A 20,475-nucleotide genomic window follows, 5' to 3' on the forward strand; every position below is an offset into this window, starting at 1 on the left:
GCGAACAACAGGGTTGGCGGGATGAAGATGATATGTCCTTCGTGGGTCCGACGGTCGCATGTTGACTGAGCGGCGGTGTCGCGTTGCGCGGCGGATTGCGCGCTCCCTGCTGGCCGCCACCGTTTTGACGGCGGTCTCGACGTTTACGCCGGCGCATGCCGCCGAACCGATCCTGCAGACGGAGGAAAGTGACGTCGTCACCCTGCCGCCCGGCGGCCCGCATCGGGTCCTGGTCGAGGATGGAGTCTATCGCCACAGCAAGGACGGGCGGGTCTATGTCGTGGACCTCGATACCGGCCGGCTGCTGGGAATGGTGCAGGCGGCCTATAACGCCAACATGGTGGCCGACCCGGCGGGCAAGGCGTTCTATGTTGCCGAGACGACGTGGGAACGTGGCAATCGCGGCAAGCGTCACGACATGCTGGCGGCCTATGATCCGCGCACGCTGGAAATGGTCGCGGATATCGACCTGCCGGGGCGCGCGCTGATTACGCCGAAGAAGCCGGACATGGCGATCGGTGCGGATGGACATTATGTTTATGTCTACGATTCCAGCCCGACCAATGCGGTCCATGTCTATGACACCGCCCTGAAATCGGTCGTGCGGACGGTGGACGTGCCGGGGTGCGGGCTGGTTTATCCGTGGGGCAATGCCGGATTTTCGTCGATCTGCGGCGACGGGTCTCTGGCGAACGTGCAGATGGACGCGAAGGGCAAGCCGACCCTGACGCGGACTCCGCCGTTTTTCGTGCCCGATCGCGATCCGGTCTTCGAACATAGTCCGGAGGTCGGGGCCAATGGCCATGTCTGGTTCATTTCCTACAGTGGCCTGATCTACGAGACGACTCTGGGTACGCAATCCAGCGTGGCCAAACCCTGGTCGATCCAGGAAGCCGCCGGCCTGAAGGCGGCATCGGATGCCCGTGCCCCGTTCGAGGTGACGTGGCGGCCGGGCGGATGGCAGCTCGCGGCGCTGCGGGCGCGCGATTCGCATCTGTTCGTGCTGATGCACAAGGGGACTTTCTGGACGCACAAGGAAGCCGGGTCCGAATTGTGGGAACTGGATCTGAAGACGCACCGGCTGGTGCGGCGTATCCCGCTGGCAGCCCACAGCATGATGGTCGGCGTGACCCAGGATGCGCAGTCGCGCATCATGCTGACGGACGAGGCCGGCGACCTGGTGGTGCTGGACGGTGCCGACGGCAAGCCCGTGCGCAAGATCGGGGCATTGGGCGATGCGCTGATCTTTACGGTTGCCCCCGGAGAATGAGGCCCCGCGTGACGGAGAAACGATATGCCCAATCCTGAAAACAGGGGGGCCGTCGGCGTGGCGCGGAACGGCCTCGACACGATGGCCGAACGGCTCGCCCGCTATCTCGCCGGCCGGTCCTCCCGCCGGAGCGCGCTTGCCCGGCTGGGTGGGTGGGCCGCCGCGATTCCGGCTTTTCCGCTGTTGCCGGTCTGGCGGCGCGATGCCCGCGCGGCGGCTCCCACCGCGCCGTCGCCCTTCGCGGCGAAGGCGCAGGTGAAGGACAACACGAAGTGCGATTACTGGCGCTATTGCGCCATCGACGGCAATCTGTGCACCACCTGCGGCGGCGGGGTTCATAGCTGCCCACCGGGAACGCATCCGTCGCCGACCTCGTGGATCGGGACGTGTTTCAACCCGCAGGACCGCCGCTCGTACCTGATCGCCTATCGCGATTGCTGCGGGCAGGATGCCTGCAACGAACAGAACTGCCTGGGCATGGATGGTGATCTGCCGACTTATCGTCCGCAGGCCAATAACGACATCATCTGGTGTTTCGGTACCGGTTCGTTGCTTTATAATTGTTCGACTGCCGTAATTGTGGGAACTGCCGAATGAAGAAGATTCTTACCCTGGCCCTGTTTCTGGGCGCCGCGAGCCCGGCTTTCGCCGCGCCGGATGGCCAAGCGCTGTACGGTGCCAATTGCGGCATCTGCCACCAGGGGGGCGGAGTCGGCGCGCCGGGCCAGTTTCCGCCGCTTGCGAACCGAATCGACAAGATCGTTTCGACGCCCGAAGGCAAGAAATACGTGACCGAAGTGCTGATGAACGGTCTGGCCGGTTCGATCGACGTTGCTGGTGCGACCTATGTCGGTTTCATGCCCAGCTTCAAAAGCCTGTCCGATGACGATGTCGCCGCGATTCTGACCTATCTGTCGTCGCTGGGCGGCACCAAGCCGGCGCCGGTTGTTTCCGCAGCCGATGTGGCGGCCGCGCGTGCGGCGCCGATGTCTTCGTCCGCCGTTGCGGCGGCGCGGAAAGACCTCAACGCGGCGCATCCGCTGCCGTAAGAAACTGACCGGACATGCGCGTCGGCTACGATTCGACGCGCATGTCCCGCGCCGCGATGTTGGCGGCGATGAGGGCCGCACGACTCCGATGCCTGAAAATACATGCCGGGCTTTTCGCTGCGAGGCACGCTTGTCTGGCAGGCTGAGGGTTCAAATGATCTCCGGGTCACGCGGGCGTCTTGCCCGCCTCACGGGGGCGGCCCTGATGATTGCCGCCCTGGTTGGCCCCATGCTGTCGGGCCGGGCCGCGCTGGCGCTGGACCAGGTGCGTACCACCTATCTGGAAAAATGCGGCGGTTGCCACGGGATCGAGGGGCTGTCGGGACAGACCTATATTCCGACCCTGCGGGACCGAATCGGCACGTTGAGCTGCACACCGGAGGGACGGGCGTATCTGCTCACGGTGCCCGGCGTTTCGATGTCGCTGATCCGCGATGACGCGCTGATGGCGCAGGTGATGAATTTCGTCCTGTTCGACCTCGGTGGTCGCAGCACGCCGGCTGGCACGCGGCCTTTCACGGCGGAGGAGGTCCGCACCCAGCGCGGCCACCCGTTGAGCACCACCGATCTGCCGGCGGTGCGGGCCGGAGTGTGGGCGCGGGCGGTCGCCTGCGCCAACCACCGGTAACGGGCGGCTGCCTGCCCGTCAGGGCAGGCGACGCGCCAGATCGGCGGCGGCGATGGCGAAAGCCTGGTAGAAATCATCATGCACGGCGACCGTGCCGCCGGAGAGGCGGATGAAGCCCTCGGTCATGCCGTTCTGCACCATACCGTCCGAATGGGCGAGAATGCCGTCCGCGTCTTCCATCGCCCCCGATCCGACCGGCGCATCCGGGGTGATGCGCGGGCGCAGGGTGTCGTTCCATGCCGCGATTCGGTAGGCGGCGACTTTCTCGGGATAGGGGCGACCGTCGGTGGTGTAGCCGGCGAGGGGCTTTCCCTGTGCCATCATATAGCCGATTTCCACCGCTGTCCCTGGGTCCATGTCCGCGGATCGGCGGAAGGGGTCGAGGCAGAAGATGCCGCCGGCGCAGCGATCCATCAGGGCGCGGTCGGCGGTTACGATCTTGAGGATCGTGTCCAGCCCCGGCGGCAGCGATTCGATGCCGGCCTGGCCGTCAAAAGGGGCGAGGCCCTCCAGCCCAGCCTCCCGGCATAGCGCGCGCAACCGGTCGAAAATGGCGACCGCGCCGGGGCGGAAGACCAGATCGCCGGCCAGATAGACGGTTCTGTTCGCTGTCATGCCGCTTCTGCTCTCCTTTTTCTTGCCACGATCCGATTCGCATCTTATGTGGAAGCGCCAACGGTCGGGTACCCGAGGCTCTGGGACCCCTGCAACGGTAGATGAGGTTCCAGCACGATGTCTTCCCCCAGCCATCCGCTTTCCGTGTTTCGTGTCGAAGAGCGCATTCGCGAGGCCCTGGCATTCGACGATGTTCTGGTTGTTCCCGCGGAATCGCGGGTGCTGCCGGGACAGACATCCACCGGCAGCCGGCTGACGCGCCGGATCGGCCTGAACATTCCGCTGATCTCCGCGGCGATGGATACGGTGACCGAGGATGCGATGGCCATCGCCATGGCCCAGCAGGGCGGCATGGGCGTAATCCACAAGAACCTCACGATCGACGAACAGGCCGAGCATGTGCGGCGTGTGAAGCGCTACGAATCGGGCATGGTCGTCAATCCGGTGACCGTGTGGCCGGACCAGACCCTGGCGGACGTCAACGCCATCATGACCCGTCATGGCATCAGTGGCCTGCCGGTGATCGAGCGCGAGACCAAGCGGCTGGTGGGCGTGCTGACCAATCGCGACGTGCGCTTCGCCACCGATCCGAACCAGCGGGTCGATGCACTGATGACGCGCGACAATCTCGTGACCGTTCGCGCCGATGTGGGCCGGGACGAGGCGCGCCAGCTTCTGCATCGCCGCCGGATCGAGAAGCTGCTGGTGGTCGATGACGAGAATCGCTGCATCGGGCTGATCACCGTCAAGGACATGGAAAAGGCGGTGCTCTATCCGCTGGCCAACAAGGACGAGATGGGGCGCCTGCGCTGCGCGGCCGCGACCGGCGTGGGCGAGGATGGTTTCAACCGCGCCCGTGCGCTGATCGAGGCTGGCGTGGATGTCGTCGTGGTCGACACCGCGCATGGTCATTCGGCCGGCGTGATGGAGGCCGTGGCGCGGGTCAAGGCGTTTGACGACCGAATCCAGGTGGTCGCCGGCAATGTCGCGACGCCCGAGGCGGCCATCGCCCTGATCGAGGCGGGCGCCGATTGCGTGAAGGTCGGTATCGGTCCGGGGTCGATCTGCACCACCCGCGTCGTGGCCGGCGTGGGCGTGCCGCAGTTTACCGCGGTGATGGAGACGGCGGTGGCGTGCCATGAACGCGATATTCCGGTGATCGCCGATGGCGGCATCCGCACCTCGGGCGATATCGTCAAGGCGATCGGCGCCGGGGCCGATGTGGTGATGGTCGGCTCGCTGCTGGCCGGCACCGCCGAAGCGCCGGGTGAGGTGTTCCTGTATGAAGGGCGGTCGTATAAATCCTATCGCGGCATGGGCAGCCTCGGCGCCATGGCGCGCGGTTCGGCCGACCGCTATTTCCAGCAGGAAATCAAGGAAACCCACAAGATGGTCCCCGAGGGGATCGAAGGGCGCGTGGCCTTCAAGGGCGGGATGGATGCCGTGGTGCATCAGCTCGTCGGCGGGCTGCGGGCCGGCATGGGCTATACCGGCTCGGCAACGGTCGCCGATCTTCAGGTGCGTGCGCGCTTCCGCCGGATTACGGGGGCGGGCCTGCGCGAGAGCCATGTCCATGACGTGGCGATCACGCGCGAGGCGCCGAATTATCGGCGCGACTGACTCCAACCCTGATCGCCATCTCCGACTGACAGGACGACTATGACGCCCAGCGCGCGGCTTGCTGCCGCCATTGATCTGCTGTCGGAGATGGAGGCGACGCCGCGTCGTCCCGCCGACGCCGTTGCCAACGCCTTCTTTCGCGAGCGCCGCTATATCGGCGGTGGGGATCGCCGCGCGGTGTCCGAGCGGGTCTGGGCCGTGCTGCGGCACTGGCGCCATCTCGGCTGGTGGTTGGAGCAGGCGGGCGTGCCGGCCACGCCCCGCACGCGCCTGATCGCCGCGATGCAATTGCTGCCCCGGCCGGGTGAGGCGCCGGGGATTCTGTTTGCGGGCGACCGTTACGGGCCGGCGCCGCTGACAGCGGGCGAGCAGGAACTGGCGGCGCGACTGCGCGGCCAGGCGCTGGCCGATCCCGCAATGCCGCAGGCGGTCCGGCTGGAAGTGCCGGACTGGTTGCTGCCCCGGCTGGCGGAAACCTTCGGTACCGCGCTGGAGGCCGAGGTTTCCGCCCTGGCGGGTGAGGCAACGCTGGATCTGCGGGTCAATCTGCTGAAGACGACGCGCCAGGAAGCGGCGCGCCTGCTGGCGGAAGGGGGTATCCACGCCGAGGAGACGACCCTCTCTCCATGGGGATTGCGCGTACCGGGGCGCCAGCCGGTGACGGCGACGGCGGCCTTCAAGGCGGGTCTGGTGGAAATTCAGGACGAAGGAAGCCAGATCGTCGTGGCGGCGGCCGATGCGCGGCCGGGTATGCGCGTGCTGGATTACTGCGCGGGTGCCGCCGGCAAGACGCTGGGCATGGCCATGACCATGGAGAATCGCGGCCACATCGTGGCGTGCGATGTCTCCGAGCCCAGGCTGGAGGGGGCGGTGCGCCGGTTGCGCCGGGCAGGGGTGCATAACGCGGAACGGCATCTGCTGGTACCGGGCGATCGCTGGGCACGGCGGCGGGCCGGCAGTTTCGATCGGGTGCTGGTCGATGCGCCCTGCACCGGAACCGGCACCTGGCGCCGTAATCCGGACGCGCGGCTGCGCCTGACGGAACGGGATCTGGAAGAACTGACGGCCAGGCAGGCCGAGATCCTCTCGACCGCCGCCACGCTGGTCCGGCCGGGCGGGAGGCTGATCTACGCCACCTGTTCGGTACTGCGCGAGGAAAATCAGGACCGGATCGCGTCGTTTCTGGCGTCGTCGCCGCAGTTTCGGCGTGCCGGACCCGAACCCGGCTGCGGCCTGCCCCCCGATCTGGCGCAGGACGGGATGATCGCACTGTCGCCCCTGCGCCACGGCACGGACGGCTTTTTCGCGGCCATTCTGGAACGGGTCGCCTGAATTTCGGCGCCGCGTCCATGCGGCGTTCTATCCTGCTCACGCAGCACGACATATTCTGGTACCCTGCGGTTCTTCGAACCAATAGTCCGGGATAGGTGTATGCAGGAAAATCTGGCCATCGGGATCTTGTGCGTTCTGGGCGGCGGTATTGGTGCCCAGTGGATTGCGTGGCGGTTTCGCCTGCCTGCTATCGTCCTGCTGTTCACTCTGGGGCTGATCTATGGTCCCGGACTGAACCTGCTGCATCCGTCGGAGACGATCGGGCGCTATTTCCATCCGATGGTCTCTCTGGCCGTTGCCTTCATCGTGTTCGAGGGCGGGCTGGGGCTGGATTTCCGCCAGTGGCGCGCCGCGGGCGAGGGGGTGCTTCGCCTGACGGTGGTGGCGCTGCCGATCAATCTGGTCCTGGGGAGTCTGGCGGCCCATTTTGTCGGGCATCTCCATTGGGGCGCGTCCTGGCTGTTCGGCGCCATCATCGTGGTCACCGGGCCTACCGTGGTCCTGCCGCTGCTGCGCCATACCAAGCTGCGCCCCCGCGTGGCGGCCTTCCTGCGGTGGGAGGCGATCCTGAACGACCCGGTCGGGGCCATTCTGGCGACGTTTGTGCTGGAATTCCTGATGATTCAGGGCAACCGGCATTCCGGAATGTTCGTTGCGGAAATCATACCGCACCTGCTGTTCGCCACCATGATGGGGCTGTGTTGCGGCGTCTTTCCGGCGGTGCTGGTGCGGTTTATGTCCCGGCGTGACCTGATCCCGGAAATTCTGCGGATTCCCATCATCCTGACCCTGGCGATGAGCGTGTTCGCCATCTGCAATTTCTTCATGGAAGGTGCGGGGCTGATGGCGGCTACCGTCTTCGGCATGGCGCTGGCGAACCTGCACGTGCTGGGCATGAGCGAACTGCGGCGCATCAAGGAATCGCTGGGCGTGCTGGTCGTGTCCTGCCTGTTCGTCATGCTGACGGCCGACCTGCATCGCGAGGTGCTGGCCCGCCTGTCGCTGCCGATCGTGGCCATGACCCTGACGGTATTGTTCGTGGTGCGGCCGGTCGGCATCCTGCTGTCCACCATGCGTTCGGGCCTGACGTGGCAGGAACGGCTGTTCGTCGGCTGGATCGCGCCGCGCGGTATCGTCGCCGCCGCCGTGGCGGGAGCCGCCGGACTGCAACTGCGCGATGCCGGTTATCCCAGCGCGGACCTGGTGATGCCCGGTGTGTTCGCCCTGATCGCAACGACCATGATCCTGCATGGTTTTTCCCTGCGTCCGATTGCCCGTGCCCTGCGCCTGACCCTGTCGGACGATCCCACGCTGGCGATCGTGGGCGCGAGTGCCTGGTCCACCGACCTGGCGGGGGTGGTGCATCGTCTGGGCTGCCCGGTTGTGCTGGTGGATACCTACGCCGGCGCGCTGGCGGCGGCGGCGCGGGCGGGCATTCCGACCCTGCGGGCCGAGTTGCTGTCCGACGAAGGGATGGAGAGCCTGGAGGAACGCCCGGCCGACTACCTGATCGCCGCCACGCCGGATGCGATCTATAACGGACTGGTCTGCGCCCGGCTGGCCCCCGATTTCGGGCGCCAGCGCGTGTTTCAGGTCAGTCCCGGCGTGGCCCGGCTGGATCTGTATCGCGGGTTGAGCCGCGATTCGCGCGGGCGGGTCATGGGGGAGCCGGCGTGGAATTTCACTCTGTTTGAAACCTTGTTCGAACGCGGATGGCGTTTTCGCGCCATGCCTCCCGTTTCGGCACCCTCGGGCAGCGCGCCCGCCGCGCCGTCGGGTTCGGCTGACGGGAACCGCCTGATGATCATGACCATACGCAAGGGGAGCGCGATCCTGGTCTGTTCGGCCGAGGACGCAACGCCGGTGGAACCGATGGCCGGGGACATCGGCGTGGTCATGGAGCCGCCGGCACCGCCGGAACAGACCGGGCAGGCATAGGAATGCGGTCGGGAATGCGTGCGGGCGGTGATCGCTCGCCAGCCCGCATTTTCAACCCGATTCATAAGTGACATGCCCGCGGCGAGGTGCCTTCAGGTGGGCGCAAGGACCTCGATTTCCGAGAGGCCGGCCGCCAGCAGGCGGCGCAAATCGGCCTCGGTCAGGGCGATGCAGCCTTCGGTCGGTTTCCGGTCAGGCGATTGCAGGTGCAGGAAAATCGCCGATCCACGGTCGGGGACCGGCGGCGAATCGTTGTAGCCCAGGACGATCACGATATTGTAAACGTCGTCATCACGCCACATGCGCTCATGGCGGGCGGGGTGTGGCAGTGTCACAGGGCGGTTATAGTCTGCATGGGTGGGGTCGTCGCACCAGCCGTCATTGGGTGCCAGCGGTTCGATGGGAAGAGAACTGACGGGTGCCGAGACCCGGTCCGCGCGATAGAGAATCCGCCGTAGCGTCAGCAGGCCGGCCGGCGTGGCATGATCGCCTTCCTGCTTGTGGACGCGGACGCCGGCGGCACCGATGACGGCCGGAATTTCCTCGCCCATGCAATGCAGACGTGCACCGTGCCCTGTATTCGTTTTTAGTAACGTGCGTATCATGAATCGCTCCAACCTGGATCGCTTTTTGCTCTGAATCGGTTCTAAACTGTCGGGCCTGTGGTCTGGATATGGCGACGTGACCGGAATGGTGAGTATGGTGTCATGTCGGCTGACCCGGATGCTGCCGTTTCCATCCCGGGAATGATATAGGATAAGGATGCAGGCCCCGCGTGAATGGGGTTTGGTCAAAATAAAGAGGGTTCGATGGCAGGTGCGCGTCCCATTCTGATAGTGGATGACGATCAGACGTTACGTCATATGCTCGTCGAACAATTGCAGCTGGAGGGAGAATTCCAGGCGATCGAGGCCGAATCGGTGGCCGATGCCTGGGAAAAGCTGAACGCACCCGGCGCCCGATTCGATGCCATCATTCTGGATGTGTCTCTGCCCGACGGCGACGGTCGCGATTTCTGTGCCGAGCTGCGGCGGCAGGGAAAGCGGATACCGATCATCATCCTGACCGGTTCCGACGAAGAGACGGACGTGGTGCGCGGGCTTGATGCCGGCGCGAACGACTATGTCGCCAAGCCGTTCCGCATCGCCGAGCTACTGGCCCGCCTGCGTGCTCAGATGCGCATCTTCGAAAACAGCGAGGATGCTGTTTTCTCGATCGGGCCTTATGTCTTCCGTCCCTCGGCCAAGCTGTTGCAGGAGCCTGCCCGCAACCGCCGCATCCGCCTGACGGAGAAGGAAGCGGCGATCCTGAAGTTCCTCTATCGTGCCGGTACGCGCCCGGTGCCTCGTCAGGTTCTACTGAACGAGGTGTGGGGTTATAACGCGGCAGTCACCACCCATACGCTGGAAACGCACATCTACCGGCTGCGGCAGAAAATCGAACCCGATCCGACGAATGCGTCGCTGCTGGTGACCGAGGGCGGTGGGTATCGTCTCGATCCGGAAGGGGGGCTGCGCGCCTCCTGATTGTCTGCTTGTGTAGCGTCGGAAAGGCTTTTTGGCGCATGCGGGTCTGGCCCTCGCGGAGAGGGCCATCTGTTTTTCTGTTTTGAGACCGTCTTCATGTGATTAGGTGATGCCATCTAACCACAGAGTGTGGGGGCGATCGGCGCCCCTGGATCGCCTTCGTCATGCCGGGGCCATTCCTGGGTCTGCCCTGGCCCGAACCCCGTGCGATCGTCTGCGGCGTGTGAAGGTGTCGTGAACGCCGCGACCGTGGGTTGCGATGTGATCGTCCATGGCGTCGACTGCCCGCTTGTAATAAAGGGTTCCGTTAAATTCCTGCGGAAAGATGATCGTGCTCACGAATCTCGTTTTGGGACGCCGGAAAACGCCCGGGGCGGGAAGATCGAGGTGCGCTCCATGAGCAGGCGGGCAGAGAATGATGCACCGTTGCCGTATGCACTCGTGGCAAGGTGGCATGAATGGCTGGTGACCCAGGCCTTGCCCTTATGGAGCGAGCGCGGATTCGACCCTCGGCGACGGCTTTATCATGAGCGGCTGACATGGAGTGGCACGGCTGCTCCATTGCCTCAACTCAGGTTGATGGTGCAGGCGCGGCAGGTCGCGGTCTACTGCCGGGCAGGGTTGGACGGGCTGTACGATCATTCGGCCCCGGCGCTTGATCATGCATTGCTTTGCCTGGATACCGTCGAGCGACTGTACCGACACGCTGATGGTGGGACGGGCTGGGTCTTCTCGCTGGCGCCGGATGGCACGCCAGCCAGCGGCGTGCGTGATCTTTACGCCCATGCCTTCATCCTGTTCGCCTATGCCTGGGCCTACCGCCTGACCGGTGCCCCGCGCTATCGGCGGATTGCCCGTGAAACGGCGGAGGAAATCTGGCAATTATTTGCCTTGGATGAGGGTTTCCGCGACTGTGTGCCCTCGACAAATGCCGTACGTCGCCAGAATCCGCACATGCACCTGCTGGAAGCCTGTCTGGCCTTGTTCGAGGCAACAGAGGAGGGTTTTTATCTTGATCAGGCGGAGCGTCTGGTGACCCTGGCATCTTGTCGGTTCATGGATCCCCGTTCAGGCGCGGTGCTTGAGGAATTCGATGCAGCCTGGGTCCCGCTTGAGCCAGCGGGACGTAATCGCGTCGAGCCAGGGCATCTGTTCGAATGGGCATGGTTACTGGGCGAATATCGCAGGCTGGCACCTGGCACGCAGGCGGAGGACCATCTGCATGCAATGGCCGAACGGTTGTTTGCCTTCGGAAGCACAGAAGGGTGCGCGCCAGATACGGGCCTTGTCTATGACGCCATGACGGAGGACGGCGTGGTGTCCGCGCATTCAACACGCATCTGGCCACAGACCGAACTTCTGCGCCTGCTCTGTCGGCGCCGCAAGGAGGCAGGGGAGGGAGGAGAGGCGCTGCTGTCTTCCATCAGTGAGCTTTTTTTTGCGCGCTATGCGCCTGCGCAACTTGCTGGTGGATGGATTGATCGTCTTGATGAGGGGCTGGTCCCGATGGTGGACCATATGCCGGCCAGTTCACTCTACCATATCTATGGCGCGGCGAGAGAGATTGTCTGTGCGTGACGATTTGCTGAGAAACGTGGGGCCGCCCCACTGTTTTTGACAGCAGACGATTTTTTGTAGATTCAATTGTTTAATTCGTGAGACTTCTTTTTTGTGAGGCAATGTTGGCTCGAGATTTTCCTCTTCATGTCGGTGTGGATGGGTTCAATCTGGCGCTCCCGCGTGGAACGGGCATTGCAACCTATGCGCGGACACTGACGCATTGCCTCAAGGCGATGGGGTGTACCGTGGATGTCGTCTATGGCATGGACATTTCGCCTCACATGTCAGCCGCTCTGCGCGAAGTCATGTTCTTCGATATTCTGGGTCAGACCGCGACGAAGAAGGCTTCCAAATCCATCATCCCGCGTTGGGTACGGAATTTCGTAGCCGATAAGGTTACGGGGGCGCCTAAAGCGGTCGAGGTACCCATGAGTGGTCGGGTCGAGGCGCGTGGATTTGCTCAAAGGTTGCCGGCGTTCGACCGGGTGTTGAATGTGCAGAATCTCTATGACGTTGCTGGTCGGCACTTTCGCTCGACGGGTCGTTTCATGACGATCTCCGTTCCCCAACCTCCGGCGATCATGCACTGGACCTATCCTCTGCCGATCCGGATCAAAGGCGCGCGAAATATCTATACTATTCACGACCTTGTGCCACTGAGACTGCCCCAGACGACGCTTGACAACAAAAAATTCCATTTTGAATTGATCAGCAAGATCGTGCAGAGCGCAGATGCGATTTGCACTGTGTCTGAGGCGTCCAGAAAGGAAATTTTGTCGTTTTTTCCAGAGGTGGAAAGTCGACTACATAATACATATCAGTCATTCGAGCCGAATACGTCGATTGATGCTTTGCGTGAAGAGGGGATTAATCGAGAAATCATGGAATTGTTCGGATTGCAGCCGGGGGAGTTCTTTTTGTTTTTTGGCTCTCTGGAGCCGAAGAAAAATATCGGCCGTCTGATCGAAGCATTCCTTATGGCACGGACAGAGCGCAAACTCGTCATTGTCGGGGCCATGAGTTGGAAGGCGGATGACGAGCTTCGCTTTCTGGAGCGCGGGATCGCAGCAGGACGTATTCAGAAACTGGAATATCTGCCTGCGCCGCTTCTCGGCGCATTGATCCGTGGAGCACGCGCGGTTCTTTTTCCGTCGCTCTCTGAAGGTTTTGGGCTGCCCGTGCTGGAAGCTCTGTCCTGGGGAACGCCGGTGATGACCTCGCGCGAAGGGGCATTGCCCGAAGTCGCTGGAGAAGCGGCCTTGTTTGTCGATGCATATGACCCGTCTTCTATCTGTGCGGGGATCGAGGAACTCGACAGCAACGATGTACTGCGCGCCAGCCTGAGAGAACGGGGACCAGGGCAGGCCGCATGTTTCGATATGAAAAAATACGAAGAACGGTTACGGGAAATGTACCTATCCGTTGTCCCTCTTGAAAATTGACGCTGTTGACGTCTCTGCCCGGTGGAAGAGACTTCATGTCGGATGTGACGCGAATATGGACGGGCAAGTTGCCAGCGGTGCGACGTCGATGGTCTCCGACTTGTGGGGCTGACCGGAAAACGCGGCTCACCGGCGATCCGGTGCACCCAGCCCCATCAAGGCCGCTTCCGCTTCGTGCTTCGAATGGCCGTACCGCTGCGCGGCACTCTCGCTTAGCAGCCCACGTTTTCGGCCAGACTTCAGGTGGCGTGGCGCATTGGTACCGAAGCAGTATGCCCGGAACGGGGTGAGTCGATGGACGCGAACGGGGGAACTCGAGAAGGCTCACATAAAAGCCTACGCGCAGATCTCACCCAGTGTCTTATTGACCAGATATTGGCGGCGAGTGGTGGTGCGCCCCCGACCCTTGCATCTACGCAGCCATCCTTGGGCGTATTTCTCTCGAAATAGGCGTCGCTTACGGCTTGCGCCATGTATGTTCATGGCAACGTTGGTGTGAGGCGAGAGTTCGACCCATCTGTGGAGCGGACCTATTGGCGGCATCCGTGCCAACAGGCCCGCATCCATTCAGACGACGTTATGCCCGGGCGTAGACGTCTTCGATGCGCACGATATCGTCTTCACCCAGATAGGGGCCGGACTGGACCTCGATCAGCGTCAACGGAATCCGGCCGGGATTTTCCAGGCGATGGACGGCACCGAGCGGCAGATAGACGCTTTCATTCTCGCGCACCATGATCAGGTCGGCATCGCGGGTAACCATAGCGGTGCCGGCGACCACAACCCAATGCTCGGCACGGTGGAAGTGCTTCTGGAGCGAAAGCTTCTGGCCGGGATCGACCGAGATGCGCTTGACCTGGAAGCGATCACCCTGGATCAGGCTTTCATAGAAGCCCCAGGGCCGATAAACCCGATTATGGCTGAGTGCCTCGGGACGCCCGGCTGCCGTGAGGCGGGCGACCATCTTCTTCACGTCCTGCGCCCGGTCGCGATGCGACACCATAACGGCGTCCTTCGTCACCACGACGATCAGATCTTCGACGCCCGTGACTGTCGCGACGATGCCGTCTGACCGGACATAGCAATTCTTTGCGCCATCGAGAAAAACATCTCCCGAGGTTGCGTTGCCGTCCGCGTCTTTCGGGGTCAGTTCCCACAGGGCATCCCAACTACCGATATCCGACCAGCCGAAATCCCCAGGCACGACCGCTGCTTTTTTGGTGCGTTCGGCAACGGCATAGTCAATTGAAATGTCGGGAGATTGGGCGAAATGCTCCACGGAAAGACGCACGAAGTCCGAATCGGTTGTCCGCTCCGAGACTGCATTCCTGACCGAGGAATAAACCAGTGGCTCGAACGCCTCGATTTCTTTGAGCAGGGTGCTGGCACGGGCTACGAACATGCCGGAATTCCACAGATAACGTTCGTCGCGGATTAATTCCGCCGCCTGCTCTCGGTCCGGCTTTTCCATGAACTTCGCGGCACGATAGGCGCCGGGCACCTCGGCGAGTTCACTGCCGCGCTCGATATAGCCGTAGCCAGTTTCCGGCTTTGTTGGCTTCATGCCGAAGGTAACGATATAATCCTGACGGGCAGCATCGACTGCCACGGCGAGTGCGGCATTCAAGGCCGATTGGTCCTTGATCGCGGCATCCGCCGCCATGACCCACATGACTGCCTCTGGGTTTTCCTCCGCGATCAAAAGCGCGGCAGCGGCGATCGCAGGCGCGGAATTTCGCCCCATCGGCTCCAGCACAATGCGGGCATCGGTGATGCCCACTTCACGTAACTGTTCAGCGATAATGAAACGATGATCCGCATTGCACACGATGACCGGGCGCCCAAATCCGGGCTGCTCGCCACGAAGAGCTGTTTCCTGCAATAGCGTTTTATCTGAAAGTAAAGGCCAGAATTGTTTCGGAAAACTTCCGCGCGATACCGGCCAAAGGCGGCTGCCCGATCCGCCGGACAGGATAACCGGGACGACTGTTCGAGGATTGATGGCTACATTGGGTGTATAATTAGGCGTTTTCATCTACGAGCTTCTGCTCCATTGGCATAACTCTTTAGTATCCTAATCAAAAGGGATTGCATTGAATAGGCATAAAATGGAAAAATGTAGATTTTCACAGTTTGTATGTATGAGCATGTGGTCCAAATGACTCGGTTCTGCCGATAGCGAATCATATCGTCGGTCGTCATACCAATTTGACTTTTTTGATTTATAAGATTACTTTAGGTTTCTAATAAAAGAAAAATATGATCGTAGCGTATAAATTTTTCGGGAAAGCATATGTTGGTAACGTGCTTGCTCGTGACGGTTATGACGCTATGGCGGACCATGTTCTGGCGACTATCTAAGATGGTGCCTTGCGCGGGAGCGTTGTGTTTCAGGCTAGGCGGATTGTTAAATCCATTCGAGATTGGATGATCCATTGTAATACGGAAGATGAGGTGTGTGGTCGTGCGTGGTTCGATAAGGCGAGGGTTCGACCGAGGTGACAATTGCCGTGGCTGCCAGTGAAGAAGGAGCCGTTCGGTTCATCGGGCAGCCTTCAGGACAAGGGCCGGTTTTGTTCCGAAGAGGATCTCGTTGGTTTCGCCATGAGGCCCGCAAGCGACCGCCGCGACAGGAACCGGATTTGAGTTTTGGGATGCCGAGAAGTCGATAAAGGCATTGGCAATTCGAATATTGCTGCACTGCGTACGACTCGTGACAGTCAGGAATGATTTGTCGATCATCCGTGCCTCAACTTGGCCGGCAAGTAGCGATATCTCCCCGTTGACGAGTACTGCGTCTGCCCCCGGCAAAGGATGACCTGACGAAGTTCCCTCTTGCCCGAACTGCCGCATCTCGTCGACCATGGCGGTGACTCCGACTGCGTCCACCCGCAGGCAATGGGCTACGCTGTCACATCCCAGCTTGCCGATTTGGATTCCAGTCGCGACGCCGGGATTGCGGCCCACGCCGGAAATGAAACGCAGACCTGCCTCCGCGCCGTAGGTAAATATATTGTCGATGAACGCACCATCCACGCGACCGAGAATGATCGTTTCGAGATGGGTCTGCTGGTACGCCATAATTGGTGGTTCGCCGGAGATATAAGGCCACGAATGTACATTATTAATGCGCGACACGTCCATCTCGGAATCGAGGGTGATGGCGTTGTCAAAAAACTGGCCGTAAAGTCCGTCGATCGTCGTCCTGCCGCCGTTACTACTCTCGATCCCGCGTGAAACGCCGTGCATATAGAGATTATGGAGATAGGTGAAACCCTCCACGTTACGTAGGACGATTACGGGGGGAAACGCCTGTGGCGCCCAGCCGCCGTGAGCGTCCGGCCTTACGGTCTGGCCTGGCTCGACAAAGGCAACGCTTTCGATTGAGGCACCTTTAGCCGCAGCCGAGATGAAAGTGATGGCGGGCGCCTCGACCTGTTCGACGCTTAGCCATGTTCCCTTGGGCACAGCCTCGTGGGGAGCTTCCTGCCATCCTTCCCCGCGAATCGCGATCGCGCATGGGACGCTAATGGGCTTTGTCAAATGATAAATGCCAGCCCGTAGTAGCAGGCTACCTCCGCTGCCTGCGCAGAGAGCCGTGATTCGTGTCTGGATAGCCTCCGCCATGTCGCTTGGCTGTGCGGTCATGACCGATGGTTCTGGCTCTGCTGCCTGGCTCCCCAAGGGGCTGAGAGTGCTGAAAGCGAGGAGATGAAGAGCTATCTTGAACTTCGGCACCGACGATATCTCCTCCTATTCTTATTAATAGGCGAACAAAATTCCTCCGCTGGCGCTGGACGGCAGGTCCTCGTCGGGGTTAGCGTCGCGCCCAACCGCTCAACCTAGCGACAACCGAACAACAAGCAGGATCGAATAATTATGGCAATTTTTTTTTCTCCTGAAAGAAAAACGCTTGCTCTTGCAGCCGCGAGCGCAAGGGACGCGAGAGAGTGGGAAAAGGCAGCGTCTCTCTACAAGGAATATCTGGACCGTTACGGCCTCAGCCGGAAGACGTTTGGTTATATCGTGCAGTGGGGCAATTGTCTCAAGGAAGCACAGGCTTTCGACGAAGCGATGCGTGCCTATGACGCTGCGGTGAAAATCAAGCCTGACAACGCGGATGTCCATCTCCAGCGCGGGCATCTCCTTAAACTCATGGGGCATCAGGCTGACGCGTTGTTCTCGTATCACAAGGCGCTCGGCCTGGAGCCTTCCCACGCCGATGCGAAACTTGAAATCGAAAGACTGGGCGGCCTCGCGTTCGCTAACGTACCGGTAACCGTGCAAGCGGGAGCGATCTGTACAATCTGGCTCGACGTGACCGACTTTATGGTCTACGTCCAGCATAATAACAGCCTCAGTGGTATTCAAAGGGTTATAGCTAATCTTTGTCTGTTCATCAAGCATTTCGATACGCCGCTGTACCGTATCGTTCCGGTTATACCGGAATATGATCGCCTGCGTATGTTGGCCGCCCGGACGCCTTCCTTGTTGAAACTGGTCGAGGCGTTTGATGACCCGGTCATCGATCGCGAAAAAGTTGAGACCCTCATCCGAGAAGTCTATGACGGGCGGGAAGAGGTCCGTCCCTCGAAGGGCGATATTCTCGTCATGGCTGGCGCTTTTTGGATTTGTTCAGATTACGATCTTGTGCTGCATTTTCGAAAAAAAGGGATGCGATTTGGCCTGTTCATTCATGACCTACTTCAGATTCGGATGCCAAAGTATGTCGCTGAAGATGCAACAGAGCGATTTAATATAAAATTCTGCGATGTTTTAGATGTTTCTGATTTTGTTCTTACAAATTCTCAGTACGTTGCTGACGATGTGCAAGACTATATTCAAAAACTGAAGAATTATAACCTGCCCGTGCAGCCTATTTTGCTGCCCACGGAATTGAAGAAGGCAAGAAAAACGTCAAGAATTTATAGTCGCGATGTTGTAGATATGGAGAAATTCGAATATGTATTGGCGGTATCCACGATAGAAATCAGAAAAAATTACGAACTTCTTGTTGAATGCTGGGAAAAGCTTCGCGAGGAATTTGGAGAGGCTGCACCAAAGCTTGTCTTTGTTGGTAAATGGGGTTGGCAAATCGAAGAATTTCGTAAATATATCGAAGATAAAGGGTATATTGGAGACTGGCTGTTTATCTTCAATGGTATTTCGGACATTGATCTGGAATATTTATACCGTCATTGCCTGTTTACGGTTTACCCCAGTTTTGCCGAAGGGTTCGGCTTACCTATCGGCGAGAGCCTCGCTTACGGAAAGCCGTGTATCGCATCGAATACGACTTCAATGCCGGAAGTTGGTGGGCGCTTCGTACGATATATTGACCCGTTTGACTGGGAAGCGAGCTATCCCATCATTCGCCAGGTTATCGCGGATCGAGAAGATCTGGCGCAATGGCAGACTGAGATTTGCCAACAGTTCAAGCCCAAGACCTGGGATCAGTTTTGTAGCGAATTTTATGCCGCCGTCGTACATTATAACGATGCGTTGCAGGAAACGCCGTGTCATCCGAACTTCTATTTGCCTGCGGAAAAAGTGATCTTTGGCGGCGACCATGACATCCTGAGCCTGGGGCGTCGTAACGCCGCAATGATCACTTTCCGTGCTTCCCGTACCGAGGGGTGGCACCTTCCGGAACATTGGGGAGTCTGGTCGGCTAAGCGTCGCTCGACGATCACGTTCCTTTCAGATCTGAAAGAGGGCGTTTTTATCGAGTTATTCCTGAAACTGCATCACGCACCGTCGTCAAATATCGGGATTTTGGCCATTGTGGATGCTGGATGCGGGAATGAAACGATCGAACTTTCGGAACATCCCACGTTCTTCAGATTCACGGGACGTGTGGGTGTGGATGGCTTGGTGACTGTCAATCTGCTGGCCAGAGGTCCCTATCCAAGTGTCGATGCCCGTGGGCTCTTTATCGGATGGAGCGGAATCGCTTATTGCCTGCGCGACGATCCGGCGGCCCTGCTACGGACCCTGGACGCTATCATCACAAAGGGGCACCCCTTTCCGACGGCTCGGGTGTCAGATCTGCCCGTTGCGGCGATCAATTCCTAAGAGGTTCCTATGATACCAATTACGTTCATACAAACTTCAGATGCCATCTTTTATTATGACATGATGATCCAGACATCCCGGACTGTCAGGAATTACTGTATTGAAAATGGATTTCGATACGAGAGCTATGTCGGGGTTAAGCGCGGGCATATGCCATGGCAGGCAACTTACAATCGCATCTATATGCTGAAGGAACTTCTTGATCGTGGGGTCACGGGTTGGATTTTCTATGTAGATGCCGACGCAATGATCGGAGATACGAGCTTTGACCTGAGACACTATCTTGATGACAAACATAGTTACGCCGGCATCTTCGCAGGAGATCATGCAGTTCCCTATCATATCAACGCTGGGGGATTTGCTATCAACCTATCCCATACCTATGGAAGGAAGCTTGTTCTCGACTATTGGAATGCTGTCGAGGCAATTTCTGAGTCAGAGTTTGACAACGCAGCAATCTGGGGAAAGAGCATTCCAGAAGATCAGTTGATGTTGCATTTGATCCTGAAGCGTTATGTCACAGAATTAGAGATCGGCTACGCATTTTTGTTCGAGCGTGCAAACGAGAGTTTCGTCAATCATGGCCCTTTTATTCGCCAGCATCTCCGTTCTCGCGCTCCTAATTTCCGTGCCCGCATGGTGGATATTACACGCGAAGTGGATGAGGCCGTTAGTGGCCGGACGATTGATTGGCCACTCGATGGGCCTGGCTATTACTTCCCGGCTGCCCATCCACGCCTAAAAACTGACATTGGCCTGAAAGATGCAATCTCCATCTGCTCCACCGGGAAAGCGGGAACGCTTATTTACGGCCCTTACATCTCCCTGAAGGCCGGCAACTATGTTATTCGCCTATTTGGCGAAATTCGTATTCCGCGAGCTAACTCTCCGATGGTGATAGCCTTACGTGTGACATCTGACTCGGGGAAGGTGCTATGGTCCACCTATGAACTTGAAAATATCCAGCCAGTAAAAGGTTTGATCCTCGAACACTACTTCAGCTTGCCGCAGGATATTGATTTTGCGGAGACCTGCGTCTTCATAGACGAGAAACAGGATATCGATGTCACTGCCGTTCAGATTCATTGGACGGATCAGTGGGTTGACGAAAATTGAAATCATACCGAACCAATCAGCTACCAAAGTGAAACGGTCTTGGCGGTTGTTGACCCTGCCCCCGACATGCCCTCAGATTTAAGTTAGGGTCTGTGCGTTGCTGAAGTGCTCCCCGACTTTGAGCCAGCGTGAACTGGAAACTTCCGGGTTCAAGGCTCCACCGGTAGATCCGCCGGAGAGCCGTTCAGCAGCGATATCGGGGGTTTGTTGCCGATGGCGCTGTGTGGGCGGACCTCGTTGTAGTCCTGGCGCCAAGCCTCCATTTTTGCCCGGGCGTCGTCAAGGCTCATGAACCAGTGCGTGT

General features: G+C 59.8%; 17 protein-coding genes. 12 read left to right on the plus strand and 5 right to left on the minus strand.

Translation table 11 applies throughout. From position 1 onward, the window contains the following. The first annotated feature begins 58 nt into the window (after positions 1-58). From ABF821_RS06000 to ABF821_RS06015, 4 genes are all read left to right on the plus strand, one after another. A complete protein-coding gene (locus tag ABF821_RS06000; RefSeq protein ID WP_415529384.1) occupies positions 59-1,270 on the plus strand; it encodes an amine dehydrogenase large subunit in 1,212 nt (403 codons plus the stop codon). A gap of 24 nt (positions 1,271-1,294) precedes the next feature. Further along, positions 1,295-1,867 carry a methylamine dehydrogenase light chain gene (locus ABF821_RS06005; protein WP_415529385.1) on the plus strand — a complete coding sequence of 191 codons (573 nt, stop codon included), beginning with the start codon at positions 1,295-1,297 and terminating at the stop codon, positions 1,865-1,867. Next, complete coding sequence (locus ABF821_RS06010) at positions 1,864-2,319, plus strand: c-type cytochrome (protein ID WP_415529386.1); 456 nt, start codon at positions 1,864-1,866, stop codon at positions 2,317-2,319. The genes ABF821_RS06005 and ABF821_RS06010 overlap by 4 nt, the downstream gene beginning before the upstream one ends. Positions 2,320-2,473: 154 nt before the next feature. Beyond that, positions 2,474-2,947, plus strand: a complete 474-nt coding sequence (locus ABF821_RS06015) for a cystathionine beta-lyase (RefSeq protein WP_415529387.1) — start codon at positions 2,474-2,476, stop codon at positions 2,945-2,947. A gap of 18 nt (positions 2,948-2,965) precedes the next feature. On the opposite strand, the gene ABF821_RS06020 is transcribed toward ABF821_RS06015, so the two are convergent. Continuing rightward, positions 2,966-3,562 (minus strand): nucleoside 2-deoxyribosyltransferase, encoded by a 597-nt coding sequence (locus ABF821_RS06020; RefSeq protein ID WP_415529388.1) that lies wholly within the window; start codon positions 3,560-3,562, stop codon positions 2,966-2,968. Positions 3,563-3,679: 117 nt separating this feature from the next. Here ABF821_RS06020 and guaB point away from each other — a divergent pair, with 117 nt between their 5' ends. The 3 genes from guaB (at position 3,680) to ABF821_RS06035 (ending at position 8,452) form a co-directional block, all read left to right on the plus strand. Next, positions 3,680-5,182 carry an IMP dehydrogenase gene (gene guaB / locus ABF821_RS06025; protein ID WP_415529389.1) on the plus strand — a complete coding sequence of 501 codons (1,503 nt, stop codon included), beginning with the start codon at positions 3,680-3,682 and terminating at the stop codon, positions 5,180-5,182. A 39-nt stretch (positions 5,183-5,221) separates the two neighbouring features. Then, positions 5,222-6,514, plus strand: a complete 1,293-nt coding sequence (locus ABF821_RS06030; protein ID WP_415529390.1) for an RsmB/NOP family class I SAM-dependent RNA methyltransferase — start codon at positions 5,222-5,224, stop codon at positions 6,512-6,514. A gap of 99 nt (positions 6,515-6,613) precedes the next feature. Further along, the gene (locus ABF821_RS06035) at positions 6,614-8,452 is read left to right on the plus strand and encodes a cation:proton antiporter (RefSeq protein WP_183009578.1); all 1,839 of its coding nucleotides are present in this window, start codon (positions 6,614-6,616) and stop codon (positions 8,450-8,452) included. A 92-nt stretch (positions 8,453-8,544) separates the two neighbouring features. On the opposite strand, the gene ABF821_RS06040 is transcribed toward ABF821_RS06035, so the two are convergent. Continuing rightward, complete coding sequence (locus tag ABF821_RS06040) at positions 8,545-9,003, minus strand: L,D-transpeptidase family protein (protein ID WP_415529391.1); 459 nt, start codon at positions 9,001-9,003, stop codon at positions 8,545-8,547. A gap of 258 nt (positions 9,004-9,261) precedes the next feature. Between ABF821_RS06040 and ABF821_RS06045 the strand changes: the two genes are divergently transcribed. From ABF821_RS06045 to ABF821_RS06055, 3 genes are all read left to right on the plus strand, one after another. Continuing rightward, a complete protein-coding gene (locus ABF821_RS06045; protein ID WP_182973034.1) occupies positions 9,262-9,978 on the plus strand; it encodes a response regulator transcription factor in 717 nt (238 codons plus the stop codon). A 234-nt stretch (positions 9,979-10,212) separates the two neighbouring features. Further along, the gene (locus ABF821_RS06050) at positions 10,213-11,556 is read left to right on the plus strand and encodes an AGE family epimerase/isomerase (RefSeq protein ID WP_415529392.1); all 1,344 of its coding nucleotides are present in this window, start codon (positions 10,213-10,215) and stop codon (positions 11,554-11,556) included. A 77-nt stretch (positions 11,557-11,633) separates the two neighbouring features. Continuing rightward, positions 11,634-12,980: a glycosyltransferase family 4 protein gene (locus ABF821_RS06055; protein WP_415529393.1), complete on the plus strand. Its 1,347-nt coding sequence runs from the start codon at positions 11,634-11,636 to the stop codon at positions 12,978-12,980. 577 nt (positions 12,981-13,557) lie between these two features. Here the strand turns inward: ABF821_RS06055 and ABF821_RS06060 are convergent. Together ABF821_RS06060 and ABF821_RS06065 are read right to left on the minus strand one after the other, a co-directional pair. After that, on the minus strand, positions 13,558-15,015 hold the full coding sequence (locus ABF821_RS06060; protein ID WP_415529394.1) for a mannose-1-phosphate guanylyltransferase/mannose-6-phosphate isomerase: 1,458 nt from the start codon (positions 15,013-15,015) through the stop codon (positions 13,558-13,560). A gap of 506 nt (positions 15,016-15,521) precedes the next feature. After that, the gene (locus tag ABF821_RS06065) at positions 15,522-16,523 is read right to left on the minus strand and encodes a hypothetical protein (RefSeq protein WP_415529395.1); all 1,002 of its coding nucleotides are present in this window, start codon (positions 16,521-16,523) and stop codon (positions 15,522-15,524) included. Between the two features lie 336 nt (positions 16,524-16,859). On the opposite strand from ABF821_RS06065, the gene ABF821_RS06070 reads away from it, so the two are divergent. Then, entirely contained in the window at positions 16,860-19,055 is a 2,196-nt protein-coding gene (locus ABF821_RS06070) for a glycosyltransferase (protein ID WP_415529396.1), read from the plus strand. Positions 19,056-19,064: 9 nt separating this feature from the next. Then, positions 19,065-20,171, plus strand: a complete 1,107-nt coding sequence (locus ABF821_RS06075) for a hypothetical protein (protein ID WP_415529397.1) — start codon at positions 19,065-19,067, stop codon at positions 20,169-20,171. Between the two features lie 149 nt (positions 20,172-20,320). On the opposite strand, the gene ABF821_RS06080 is transcribed toward ABF821_RS06075, so the two are convergent. Then, a partial coding sequence (locus ABF821_RS06080) for an integrase core domain-containing protein (protein ID WP_415529398.1) occupies positions 20,321-20,475 on the minus strand: 155 nt, incomplete at its 5' end.

It is taken from the genome of Gluconacetobacter sp., from assembly GCF_047721585.1.
Classification (GTDB): Bacteria; Pseudomonadota; Alphaproteobacteria; order Acetobacterales; family Acetobacteraceae; genus Gluconacetobacter; species Gluconacetobacter dulcium.